The organism is Halomonas sp. DP1Y21-3 (genome assembly GCF_019801245.1).
GTDB lineage: Bacteria > Pseudomonadota > Gammaproteobacteria > Pseudomonadales > Halomonadaceae > Halomonas > Halomonas litopenaei.
In genome coordinates, this window is record NZ_JAHVJM010000001.1 from 686,685 (window position 1) to 699,199 (window position 12,515).

The 12,515-nt window shown below is 64.6% G+C and carries 7 protein-coding genes; 1 reads left to right on the top strand and 6 read right to left on the bottom strand.

The genetic code is table 11. The annotated features are described in order from the left end of the window. From KUV74_RS02930 to KUV74_RS02945, 4 genes are all read right to left on the bottom strand, one after another. Positions 1-1,251 carry a sarcosine oxidase subunit beta family protein gene (locus tag KUV74_RS02930; protein ID WP_045991001.1) on the bottom strand — a complete coding sequence of 417 codons (1,251 nt, stop codon included), beginning with the start codon at positions 1,249-1,251 and terminating at the stop codon, positions 1-3. A gap of 84 nt (positions 1,252-1,335) precedes the next feature. Continuing rightward, complete coding sequence (gene glyA / locus KUV74_RS02935) at positions 1,336-2,643, bottom strand: serine hydroxymethyltransferase (RefSeq protein WP_222515598.1); 1,308 nt, start codon at positions 2,641-2,643, stop codon at positions 1,336-1,338. 418 nt (positions 2,644-3,061) lie between these two features. Then, on the bottom strand, positions 3,062-4,270 hold the full coding sequence (locus KUV74_RS02940; RefSeq protein ID WP_124802718.1) for a GlxA family transcriptional regulator: 1,209 nt from the start codon (positions 4,268-4,270) through the stop codon (positions 3,062-3,064). A gap of 155 nt (positions 4,271-4,425) precedes the next feature. Further along, positions 4,426-5,532 (bottom strand): hybrid-cluster NAD(P)-dependent oxidoreductase, encoded by a 1,107-nt coding sequence (locus tag KUV74_RS02945; protein ID WP_124802720.1) that lies wholly within the window; start codon positions 5,530-5,532, stop codon positions 4,426-4,428. 360 nt (positions 5,533-5,892) lie between these two features. On the opposite strand from KUV74_RS02945, the gene KUV74_RS02950 reads away from it, so the two are divergent. Continuing rightward, positions 5,893-7,179 (top strand): aromatic ring-hydroxylating oxygenase subunit alpha, encoded by a 1,287-nt coding sequence (locus KUV74_RS02950; protein WP_222515599.1) that lies wholly within the window; start codon positions 5,893-5,895, stop codon positions 7,177-7,179. A gap of 212 nt (positions 7,180-7,391) precedes the next feature. Here the strand turns inward: KUV74_RS02950 and KUV74_RS02955 are convergent, their stop codons facing one another. Further along, positions 7,392-10,874, bottom strand: coding sequence for a putative bifunctional diguanylate cyclase/phosphodiesterase (locus tag KUV74_RS02955; protein WP_222515600.1), 3,483 nt, complete (start codon positions 10,872-10,874; stop codon positions 7,392-7,394). A gap of 385 nt (positions 10,875-11,259) precedes the next feature. Next, positions 11,260-12,411, bottom strand: a complete 1,152-nt coding sequence (locus tag KUV74_RS02960; protein WP_222515601.1) for a sugar diacid recognition domain-containing protein — start codon at positions 12,409-12,411, stop codon at positions 11,260-11,262. Between the last annotated feature and the right edge of the window lie 104 nt (positions 12,412-12,515).

Sequence of the window (12,515 nt, forward strand, 5' to 3'; positions counted from 1 at the left end):
TCAGTGGGCGACACCGGCGGCGCCGTGTTCGTCGATCAGCGCGCCGCTGTGGAAGCGGTCGATCGAGAAGGGGGCGGCCAGCGGATGCATCTCGCCCTTGGCCAGGCTCGCCGCGAACACATGCCCGGACCCTGGGGTCGCCTTGAAGCCACCGGTGCCCCAGCCGCAGTTGAAGTAGAGCCCCTCGATCCGGGTCTTCGACATGATCGGACAGGCGTCCGGGCAGGTATCGACGATGCCGCCCCACTGCCGGTTCATGCGCACCCGCGAGAAGATCGGGAACATCTCGACGATGGCCTGCAGGGTGTGCTCGACGGTGGCGTAGCTGCCACGCTGGCCGTAGCCGTTGTAGCCGTCGATGCCCGCGCCGATAACCAGGTCGCCCTTGTCGGACTGGCTGATATAGCCGTGCACGTGGTTGGACATCACCACGGTATCGAGCACCGGCTTGAGCGGCTCCGACACCAGCGCCTGCAGCGGGTGGCTCTCCAGCGGCAGGCGCAGCCCCGCAAGCGAGGCCATCACCCCGGAGTTGCCGGCGGTCACGCAACCTACAGTGCGAGCCTCGATATCGCCGCGATTGGTGTGCACCCCAAGGATGCGGCCGTCGCGGATCTTGAACCCGGTCACCTCGGTCTGCTGCAGAATGTCGACGCCGAGGGCATCGGCACCTCGGGCGTAGCCCCAGGCCACGGCGTCGTGGCGGGCGACCCCGGCGCGGGGCTGCCAGGAGGCCCCCATCACCGGGTAGCGCGCGTTCTTCGAGCAGTCGAGGATCGGCACGATCTCCTGCACGCCCCTGGCGTCGAGCACCTCACCGTCGATGCCGTTGAGCCGGTTGGCGTTGACCCTGCGCTGGATGTCGCGCATGTCCTGCAGGGTATGGCCAAGATTGAGCACGCCACGCTGGGAGAACATCACGTTGTAGTTGAGATCCCGGGACAGCCCTTCCCACAGCTTCATCGAGTGCTCATAGAGCGCGGCAGCCTCATCCCACAGATAGTTGGAACGCACGATGGTGGTGTTGCGGGCGGTGTTGCCGCCGCCCAGCCAGCCCTTCTCGATCACCGCGACATTGCGCACGCCAAATTCCTTGGCCAGGTAGTAGGCGGTGGCCAGGCCGTGGCCGCCACCACCGACGATGATCACGTCGTAGGCGGCCTTGGGGGTCGGGTTGCGCCACTGGCGCTGCCAGTTCTCGTGGTGACTCAGGGCGTGGCGGGCCAGCGCGAATCCGGAGTAGCGTTGCATAGGGTGTCCCTCAAAACTCTGGGCTAGAGCGTGTCTGAAAAGTGCCTGGGCGGTCGCTGGTGCGTCACGACCGCCGGGGGGTCATCAGGCCGGCACGGCAGCGGCTTGCCGAGGGGTCGGATAGACCGGGTGGCGCGCGCATAGCTCGCCGACCCGCTGGCGTACGTCGGCCTCGATGGCGGCGGTGTCCTCGCCACGGGCCAGCACGTCCAGCACATCGCAGATCCAGCCGGCAAGCCGCTCGCACTCTTCGGCATCGAAGCCGCGGGTGGTCACCGCCGGGGTCCCGATGCGCAGGCCCGAGGTGACGAAGGGGCTCTGCGGGTCTCCCGGTACCGCGTTCTTGTTGACGGTGATGTGCGAGCGACCCAGGGCTGCGTCGGCGTCCTTGCCGGTGATCCCCTGGCGAATCAGCGAGACCAGAAACAGATGGTCTTCGGTGCCGCCGGAGACCACGTCGTAGCCGCGCTCGAGAAAGGTCCCGGCCATGGCCTTGGCATTGACGATGACCCGCTCCTGGTAGCGCACGAAGTCCTGGTTCATGGCCTCGCGGAAGGCCACCGCCTTGGCCGCGATGACATGCATCAGGGGGCCGCCCTGCTGGCCGGGGAAGACCGCGCCGTTGAGCTTCTTGTACAGCGCCTCGTCACCGCTGGCGGACAGGATCAGGCCACCGCGCGGCCCGCGCAGGGTCTTGTGGGTGGTGGTGGTGACCACGTGGGCGTGGGGCAGCGGGCTTGGATAGAGCCCGGCCGCCACCAGACCGGCGACGTGGGCCATGTCCACCAGCAGCCAGGCGCCGACGCTGTCGGCGATGGCGCGAAAGCGGCGCCAGTCGACCACCTGGGAGTAGGCCGAGAAGCCGGCGACGATCAACTTGGGGCGATGCTCCCTGGCCAGACGCTCGACCTCGGCGTAGTCGATCTGGCCGGTGGCCTCGTCCAGACCATACTGCACCGCGTGGTAGTGCTTGCCGGAGAAGTTCGGTGCCGCGCCATGGGTCAGGTGACCGCCATGGGCCAGGCTCATGCCGAGCACGGTATCGCCGGGGGACACCAGCGCCATGAAGGCGGCGGCATTGGCCTGGGCGCCGCTGTGGGGCTGCACGTTGGCGTAGTCGGCGCTGAACAGCGCGCAGGCCCGCTCGATGGCCAGACGCTCGACCACGTCGACGTGCTCGCAGCCGCCATAGTAGCGCTTGCCGGGATAGCCCTCGGCGTACTTGTTGGTCAGTTGGGTGCCCTGGGCCTCCATCACCGCGGGACTTGCGTAGTTCTCGGAGGCGATCAGCTCCACATGATCCTGCTGGCGAACGACCTCGTCGGCGATGGCCTCGGCGATCTGCGGATCGAACCGGGACAGTGACGAGCTGGACAGATGAGCGCTTGGCATGGGGTATCTCCGATAATGGCGAAGCGCCTCTTCGCGGCCGCTTTCGCCTGGTCGATATTGTCGTTGTGATGGCTGACGAAGACGGGCAGTCCCCCGCCTCCAAGGTAAGCCGCTATCCCGGCGCCGATATTCTGGAAACGACATCGGCGTCGCCGTCAGGGACATCGACGCTGCCCGGACCGGCCCAGACCGGCCCAGACCGGCCCAGATGGGCCCAGACGGGCCCAGACTGGCTGAGCACGGCTCAGACGAGCGCAGGTGCCCGTCGGGATAAGGTCATTGAAGCCGAGCGGCTCCTTCAGAACTTGAACAAATGCGACAGCTTTGTTGGACGCAGGCATGAGCCGAGCGCCGTGGAAGAGCGCTCGGATGACGTTGTCAGGAGAACTATCCGGGGCAATTGCGCCAGCGGGGGCGCTCAGCGATGCCCCAGACGTGCACCGACATGCAGGAAGAAGGGATCGACGCCGGCCTCCTCGCGACCGACGGGATCGCGCCGCAGGCGCGAGGGTGACTGTCCGAAGGCGCTGCGGAAGTGGCGGGAAAAGTGGGCGGTGTCGGCGAAACCACAGCGCTCGCCGATCTCGGTGACGCTATGGTCGGTGAAGTACAGAAGCCACAGGCCGTAGCGCAGGCGCAGGTCACGGGCGAACTTCTGCGGGCCGACACCGAAGGCCTGGCGAAACTTGCGCTCGAGCCCCCGACGCGAGGCGCCGGCGCGCGTCGCCAGCTCATCCACCGACAGCGGCTCGCCCAGATGCTGCTCGAGAATCGCCACGGCACGACGCACGATGCGATCCTCGATGCGATCGAAGACCACCGGCTGGGGCTGGGAGTGGTCGCCGCTTCGGTGGCCGTCCAGCAGCATGATGTGCAGGCTCTTGCGTGCCCAGGCGCGTCCCAGGTGGCGCTCCACCAGATAGGCGGCCAGGTCCGCCGCCGCAGCGCCACCGGCACAGGTCAAGCGGTCGCCATCGTCGACATAGAGGCGGTCGGCCACCGCGCTGACGGCGGGAAAACGCCGGGTCAGATCCAGGTGGTGGTACCAGCTGACGCAGCAGCGCCGCCCCTCCATCACACCGGCCTGGATCAGCGAGTAGACCCCGGTGCACACCCCCACCAGCGGCACGCCCAACGCTGCCGCATGGCGCAGATAGTCGAGGGTGCCGCCATCTCGCTCGGGGCGGTTTCGCTCGAGAGCCCGTCGTTCATGGCTCGTTCGTTCAGGGCTACCAGGTTCCTCGCCATCCCCCAGCACCCCGCCGATGACCACCAGGTAGTCGAACTGGCGGGGATCACAGAAAGGCTGCCCATGACGCCCCCCTATCGGCTCGCAGGGCGAGATCACCGCACCACAGCTTGACGCAACCTCGGCGCCATCCTCTGACAGAAAGCGCCAGCGGCAACGTAGCTGACGACTGCGGTCGCCCTCGTCGGACGCCAGCCGCAGGCAGTCGACGAAGGCAGCAAAGGGCAGCAGGGTAAAGCGCGACAGCAACACGAAGCCCACCGACAGCGCCGGCGTGAGCGGCTCGCCGCCAGAGACATCGGCGTGCCCTTGCTGTGCTGACGCTGGTGCCGGCGATGGCCGTGATGGATGGAGCGGGTGCAGGGGCGAGGATGGCATGGCGTCCGAATACCAGCAAAAATCAGACTCCAGCCTAACCGAATTTCTCACGGCCCTCCTATTTATCAACGCCATACGGAGTCACCTGCACCGGACGGTTACACCACTGCCGCGCTGGGTGGCCCACGACCCTCCTCCGCCGGGAGCCACCGCCGCTACCAGTCCACCGTGACGTTACCCCTGGGCCGACTGCAGCAGGACAGGATGAAGCCCTCGGCCACGTCCTCGTCGGTGATACCACCGTTGTGTTCCATGTCCACCTCGCCGGCGACCAGTGGCACCCGGCAGGTGCCGCAGATGCCCATGCCGCAGGCCTTGGGAATATGCAGTCCGAGCTTTGAGGCCGCGGCGTGCACGGTCTCGCCCGGCTGGATGCGTACGCTCTTGCCCGCCGAGGCGAATTCGACACAGTGCATGTCGGCCGCAACGAGCTCCTCGGCCTCCGCCTCGGCCTGCTCCGCCAGCTCGTGGACGTCTTCCTGGACGTCGACCGGCGTGGCACCGAAGGATTCCTCGTGGTAGCGACTCATGTCGAAGCCACGCTGGGTCAACAGACGCCTGACCGCCGACATGAAGGGCGTGGGCCCGCAGCAGAAGACCTCTCGATCAAGAAAATCAGGCGCCATCAGCTCCAGCATGGGCTCCGACAGGAAGCCGCGGAAACCCGACCAGGCCTGGTTCAGCTCGTTGTCCCGCTCACACACGATATTTAGCCGGAACTCGGGAATGCGCGAGAAGATATGCTCAAGCTCACGGTGAAAGATGATGTCCCTGGGGGTCCTGGCGCAGTGGATAAAGGCCAGGTCCACCGCCGCATTGGTATCGAAGAACCAGCGGGTCATCGACATCAGCGGCGTGATGCCGACACCGCCGGAGAGCATCAGCACCTTGTCGGCGGTGTGGTCGATGCAGTTGAAGTCCCCCACCGGGCCGTGCACCGCCAGCTCGTGGCCCACGTCCATCTGGTCATGCAGCCAGTTGGAGACGCGCCCCCCCGGCACCCGCTTGACGGTGATCGAGAAGCTGTAGGGGATGGAGGGTGAACTGGCGATGGTATAGGAGCGAAAGACGCACTCACCGTCGATCTCGAGCTCCAGAGTGACGAACTGCCCCGGCTTGAAGAAGAACATCACCGGCTGCTCGGCCATGAAGCAGAAGGTTCGGACGTCCCAGGTCTCCTGGATGACCTTGACGCAGCGCACGACGTGGCGGCCATTGGCCCAGGTCTGGGTGGTCACCGGATTGAGAAAATTCGTCACCATGGCGGTTTCGCTCGCAGACAGTCGGCGGTTCATCCAGGCCCCGAACCTCGTTCGAGGCCTGGTCATTGAGCGCATTCTGCCCCTCGCGCCTCGCGCGCCACTTGTCTGATCGCGACATCAGCATACTCGAATCCTCCGGCCACGCTCGCTGCAGCGACAAAGAGGTCGCAACGGCATCATCTGGTGTCGCCGCCAGATACCCAGGGTCATCCCCCTTGCCCCAGACTGCGCAGCATGACAACCGCGACGCACGCCAGCCAATAGCGCCGCTAATGCTTTCCCCTGATCCATAGCGGCGCCCCTTGCCATGGGCCACCGCGCCCATCGACACCGCATCTATCGCATCACGAGGAGTGCACCATGGAGCCCATCGCCCATCTCAATCTGGAGGATCCCCTGGGGGACGCCCGTCGTTTCGCCCTGGAGACGATGTCACATCACCCCTTCGGCTTCTCGTTGCCGCAGCCGTTCTACAACGATGAACGACTGTTCCAGCTCGACATGCAGACCATCTTCGAGCGCGAGTGGATCTTCGCCGGCATGAGCTGCGAGATTCCCGCCAAGGGCAACTTCATCACCCTCGACATCGGCCATAATCCGGTGGTCATCGTGCGCGGCGATGGCGACGCCATTCACGCCTTCCACAACACCTGCCGCCATCGCGGATCTCGCCTGTGCTCCACCGAAAAGGGCAAGCTGGCCAAGCTGGTGTGCCCCTACCATCAGTGGACCTACGAGCTGGACGGACGCCTGCTGTTCGCCGGCACCGAGATGGGCGAGGACTTTCGACTCGAGGACTACGGACTCGCCCCGGTCGCGCTGACCGAGGCCGGCGGCTACCTGTTCGTCAGCCTCGCCGAGAATCCGCCGGACGTGAGCGACCTCAAGGCCATCTTCGACAGCTACCTGAGCTTCTACGACATGGCCAACCTCAAGGTGGCCGTTACCACCACCATCGAGGAGCAGGCCAACTGGAAGCTGGTGCTCGAGAACAACCGCGAGTGCTACCACTGCAACGGCTCTCACCCGGAGCTGATCAAGTCGCTCTACGAGTTTGACGACACCGAGGACCCCCGTGCCACGCCGGAATACCGCAGTCTGGTGGCACGCAAGCAGAAGGAGTGGGACGGCCTCGGCATCCCCTGGAGGATGAGCTGGGCGGGAGGCAAGCGCAATCGTCTGACCCGCACCCCGCTGGTCGAGGGCACCGTGTCCATGACCATGGACGGCAGGGCCGCCTGTCGCCGGCCGCTGACCCATCAGGGCATCGAGGACATGGGCTCCCTGCGCATCCTGCATCTGCCCAATAGCTGGAATCACTTTGTCGGCGACCACGCCGCGGTGTTCCGGGTGCTGCCGCTGGGTCCCCAGCGCACCCAGGTCACCACCAAATGGCTGGTCCACAAGGATGCGGTGGAGGGTGTCGACTACGACGTCGAGAACCTGAGCCGGGTATGGGACGCCACCAACGCCCAGGACCGAAGGCTTGCCGAAGAGAACCAGCGAGGCATCAACTCCCTGGCCTATCGCCCCGGCCCCTACTCCCCCACCTACGAATACGGGGTGATCGACTTTATCGACTGGTACCGCACCACCTTGGCAGCCAACCTGGGCAGCAGCCCGGCGTTGAGCCTGGCCAGCGGCTAGGCGCTGGCGGAAAAGCCCCTGCGCTTGTCGACATTGCGGCCCCCTGGGTGTCTCTCTGTCACGGCCTGGTGTCCGACCTGCTGACACAGCCCGCTGACATAGCCTGTTGACATAGCCTGCTGAAACAGCCTGCCGTCATCGCTTGCCCTGAAGCCAGCCCTGGTGTCGTCTTCAAGACGACACCAGGGCGGATTTCAGGACTCGGCGGGCGCTCAGCGTCGGCGCGCTTCCGCCCCAATCAAGTCCTGCCGATCCACCGGGACCTCCTGCTGCGGCGCCAGATGGGGGCGACGCAGCAGGCCGGCAAGCTCCCGGAAAGGCACCGGTCGAGAGAACAGATAGCCCTGGAAGGTGGTGCACCCCAGGTCCTTCAGGGCGGCACATTGATGCGGTGTCTCGACCCCTTCTGCCAGCGCCTCGAGGCCCAACTCCTGGGCCAGGGTGATCACGCTGCGACAGACCGCCAGGTCGGGCTCGCTGTCCAGGCACTGGGCGACAAAGCCACGATCGATCTTGATCTTGTCGATCGGTAGGGACTTGAGGTAATCGAAGCTCGAGTATCCCTTTCCGAAGTCATCGATCGCCGTGGTGACCCCGCGGGCCGCCAGGGCCCTCAGTGTACGTGCCACGCGTTCCTGGTCATCCAGCAACATGCCTTCGGTGATTTCCAGCTCCAGACACTCGGCATGCAGGTGGGTCTGATCCAGCGTCTGGCACACGCTCGATAGAAAATCCATGCGATGAAATTCCAGCGGTGACAGGTTCACCGCCACCCGCCCCGGCTTGAGTCCACTTCGCCATAGGCGCTTGGCGTCGTAGCAGGCCCTGCGCATCACCCAGCGCCCCAGATCGATGATCTGGCCGGTTTCTTCGGCCAGTGGAATGAACTCCGACGGCGGTACCCAGCCGAATTCGGGATGGGACCAGCGTATCAATGCCTCCAGACCGGTGATCCTGCCCTCGCCATCCACCTGGGGCTGATAGAACAACTGCAGACGCTGCTGTTCCATGGCAATACGTAGCGCGTTGCGCAGGGTCACATGACGCCCGGGGACACCGTCCAGGGTGCGTGTGAACAACTGATACTGGTTTCGCCCGCGTTGCTTGGCCTGGTACATGGCCAGATCGGCCTGCTGGATCAGCCGTTGTGGCGACAGGGTGGTCCCGGTGTCCAGCAAGGCGATCCCGATACTCGCGGATATCTGCAGCTGGAAGCCGTCGACGCGGCAGGGTTCACGCAACTGGTTCAGCAGACGCTCGGCCACCGCGATGGCCTTGTCCTTGCCACCGATATCCACCAGCACCAGCACGAATTCGTCCCCGCCCAGGCGCGCCAGGGTATCCGAGCGTCGCTGCCCTCGGCTCAGACGTTTGGCGACCTGTATCAGCACGCGATCACCGACCTCATGCCCCAGGCTATCGTTGATCGGCTTGAACGCATCCAGATCGATGAACAGCACCGCCAGCCCCTGCCGATGACGTGTCGCCAGGGCCACGTCATGCTCCAGTCGGTCGGCCAGCAGGGTGCGATTGGGCAGACCCGTCAGGGCGTCGTGGGTGGCCTGGTGGGCCAGCATCTCTTCCTGAACCTTGCGCTGACTGACGTCATCGACGATGCCGATGTAGTGACTTACGCCTTCGCGGAGCGCATGCACCGGCGAGAGCGTCAGGTCGTACCAGCGACCGCCTCCTCCTCCCTGGCTGGCCAGCGCAGTAACCGAGCCCGGCTGCTGGGTCTTCATCCAGTGACAGATCTCGGCTTCCGTCACCGGGTCCAGACACATGGTCCTGGCAAGCTCACTCGCCAGCAGCCCGGTCACCGAGGATGCCGAAGCATCCAGCATGCGGCACAAAGCTGCGTTGGCATACATCACGGGGCAGCCCCTGGACTGGGCGTCGAAGATCACGACCCCATTGCTGCTCTCCCTGAGACAGTGCTCCATGATCGACAGCCTGGCTTGCTCCTTCTGACGCAGACTGATGTCGGCGAAACTGGCGAAAAGGCCCACACAGGCCGCCCCCACCCGGACCTGCTGCAGGCGTATCCTGAAGGTAGAATCCGCGATCGAGCACTCGAACACCACGGACCGCTGTCGCCCGGTCATGACATTGTCGAAGTGCTTCATCAATTCATCGGGCGCATCACCGCATCCCAGCAGTCGACTGGCTACCTCGGTGAAGGGTCGAGCGATAGCCTCCCCTGCGCTGTCACCCAGAGCTTCCGTGGCAGAGTCGTTGAGCGCACCGATCAGGCCCGAACGTCGAACCTGCAGCATCGGCACGGGGTGTAGTCCGAACAGGGAATGAAACTCCTGTTCACGCGTCGCCAGCGAAATCGCCTGCTCTCTACGCAATCGCGCCAGCGCAATCCAGGTCATCAGTTGATAGGTGACAAAAAGGCCCAACGCCAGCAACAGCGCAGGCAATAGCACCCACTTGAGCGACAGCGGCTTCGATGCCTGAACCCGCAGCAGCGTGCCGCCAGCCAGGGCAATATCGTCTCGCATCACGCCGGCCAGCCTGCCGCGCTCGACCCAGACCTCGCGGGCAGCATGATCCAACGCTTCTGCTGGGCGGAGCCCCAACAGCGACAGGTTCGCCGTCAGTCCTTCACTCATATGCTCAAGCCACAGCGTCGTGTCGACCAGTACGACCAGCCGGGGGCCCGCAGCACCGAAGCTGTTGACCTCCAGCAGCGCCGCGCCTTTGCCCGGAATCCACCAGCGCATGGCCTCGTTCTGACGCTGTTCGAGCCAACTTCGAACCTCGTGCAACGCCAGCATTTCTTCGAGTCGAGACGTCGCCCCACCACCGTCAGCGGGGTTCCAGCGCAATGCGCCCCTGTCCTGCCACCAGACGTAGGCAAGCACCTCTCCCCGGGCTGCGGGACCGGTGGGTTCCGGCGACCCTCCTGCCTGGGTCAGTGGAAGGCTCCATTCGCTCCAGCCCAGGCGGTAGCGTTCTTCCCAATTGGCGATGCGCTCACTCAAGGTATCCAGCTGCGTGCTCAGATCCTGTTTCAGATCGAGCGAATAGAGGTGGTAGCCCCCAAAGCCCACCAGCATGCTGAGACTGGTGCCGATAAGCCCGACCTTGATCACCCTGGGCGCCAGCCGTCGCAAGTTCAAGCTGCGCTGGCGGGCGAACAGCCAGAAGATGACGCCATAGGTAAACACCATGACGGTGCCAAGCGGCCGGGACTCGAACAGTATAAGGCGCCAACGAGGGGCATCCTCCGTCGTCCAAAGGATCGAAAATCCCAGCGCACCAGCCACCATGCACACGATTCCCAGGGCCGCGTAGCGCCTGCGCCCGACGCCTCGACCGTGCCACAGACAGAAGGCGAACAGCAGCATCAGCAGCAACGACATTGCCGGCAGCGCCTCGAGGCTCACCTGACGATTGACTTGATCAAGCAGCCATAGCCCTTGTCCCAGGCTGTACCCCAGCAGCGCCAACGAGGCCAGCCGCCTGACACGATCACAGCCGATAACCAGCGCCAGAATACCGAGCGTCGCCAGCAACGACGCCACCGCGCCCCAACGGCTGAAAGTCAGAAGATCGAACAGGAACAATGAGGACGAGGAGGAGGCGAACAGGGTATGCAGGGCCATCAGGGCCCCGAAGGTCAGCACCACCAGCAGCAGTGGCGGAAAGCCCAGACTCCGCTCTTCCTCGGACTTCCAGTCACTCATCGGCCGGCCTCAGTGGTGAAGGAGCGTCCAGATGGGCGGCGCAAGCCTCCTGGGCGAACGCCTTAGATCAGCCCGCCTCAGGGGAAAGCTGCACAGATTTGTCTCCCTGCTAATTATCCTGCACAAAATGTCGCTACGACTCTCAGTAACTAATTCGTAATTTAATGTAAGAAAAAAGCCACAAGCTAAGCGCCGTGGCTTCACATTCTTATCGCGGGCAAGTCCTGACGGCTGGCTTTGTAGCAACCACCACCCTACCTGCAGACACACCAGCAGGCCCGATGCCCCCTGCGACATGATGACGGACAGCATCCAGGCACAAGCTCGCAAGCGACAGCTCGCAAGCCGCCGCTCGCCACCCGCGAGAAAGATCAGCCTGTGGGTTTCAATGAGCGCCGTCGCCGGACGACAGCTCCAGACCCAGGAAAAGCTCCACCAGGCCGGTGAAGCAATGGGGAGAAATACCGGTAATCTCGTGGATGCGATCCAGCCGATAGCGCAGAGTGTTGCGATGGACATGCAGGGCATCGGCGCAGCGACTCAGGTTGCCCTCGTGCTCGATCAGCATTGCCAGGGTCTTGAGCAGACGCCCATGGCTGTCGGCGCCACGGATGCGCTCGACCGCCTCGCGCAACTGCTCGCCTTGCCAGCCATCGTTCAGTGGCGACAGCAGCACCGGAAGGCGCAGCTCTTCGTAGTGATAGGTCATTCGCTCGGGAAACTGGCGCTTGCCGATCGCCAGTACCTGCCGGGCGCTCTCGTAGGACAGGTGGAGGTGGCCGGGTGCATCGAAGGCACGCCCGACGGCGACCTTGACCCCGTGAATATCGTGGCGTGCCAGTCGCGCCAGCAGGGCTTCGATAGCCCCGTCGGGGCCTGGGTGTGCGCCCTGCCTGCGCTGTCCAGCCTGATCCATCACCGGCTGGAGCACCAGAGCGCGATGGGGTGACACTTGGGTGACCAGGCTGTCGTGGGCCAGAAGGTCCATCAGTCGCTGCATGGCGTCCAGATCTGCACTGGGCGATCCTCTGTCCAGTTCGATCAGCACCGCCAGTCGCTGACAGGCGACGTCGATCCCCAGTCGCTCGGCCCAGTCATGAAGTTGCTCGGAAGAAAGCTCGGCGTTGACCCATGACAGGATAAAACCTTCCCGGTGGCGCTTGGCCCACTCAAGCTGACTCAGCATGTCGGCCTGTTCGACCAGCATCTCGGCGGTCACCTTGACCAGCCGCGCCGCCTGACGTACCTGCGATGGCGGACCGGTGATACCGAGCACCCCCACCGTCTCGCCGGCGCACTGAAGCAGCAGATTGATGCCCGGTCGCGCCCCCTTGAAGGCATCGACGTCATGCTCGGATATCTCGAGTCCACTGCCACGCTGTAGCGCCAGCACCGCGCCGTCGTGCAGGGTACCCAGACGCGAGTGATCACCGCTGGCGATGATCACCCCGCGCGCGTCCATCACGTTGATGTTGGCGTCGAGAATATCCTGGGTCTTGTCGATGATCTGCTGTGCGAGCTCAGCGCTCAGAATCATGGGGCCACCTGCCGCCGCTGGCGAAGAAACGCCATCTTCGCCTTGCGACTGAGCGGCTGCAAGCCGGCGGTCTAGCCTGCGCCCCAGGCTGAGCCATAGACGGC

Bases quoted from the DNA above. Each gene is read 5' to 3' on its own strand.
- KUV74_RS02930 (WP_045991001.1), bottom strand. From the start codon at position 1,251: ATGCAACGCTACTCCGGATTCGCGCTGGCCCGCCACGCCCTGAGTCAC.
- glyA (WP_222515598.1), bottom strand. From the start codon at position 2,643: ATGCCAAGCGCTCATCTGTCCAGCTCGTCACTGTCCCGGTTCGATCCG.
- KUV74_RS02940 (WP_124802718.1), bottom strand. From the start codon at position 4,270: ATGCCATCCTCGCCCCTGCACCCGCTCCATCCATCACGGCCATCGCCG.
- KUV74_RS02945 (WP_124802720.1), bottom strand. From the start codon at position 5,532: ATGGTGACGAATTTTCTCAATCCGGTGACCACCCAGACCTGGGCCAAT.
- KUV74_RS02950 (WP_222515599.1), top strand. From the start codon at position 5,893: ATGGAGCCCATCGCCCATCTCAATCTGGAGGATCCCCTGGGGGACGCC.
- KUV74_RS02955 (WP_222515600.1), bottom strand. From the start codon at position 10,874: ATGAGTGACTGGAAGTCCGAGGAAGAGCGGAGTCTGGGCTTTCCGCCA.
- KUV74_RS02960 (WP_222515601.1), bottom strand. From the start codon at position 12,411: ATGATTCTGAGCGCTGAGCTCGCACAGCAGATCATCGACAAGACCCAG.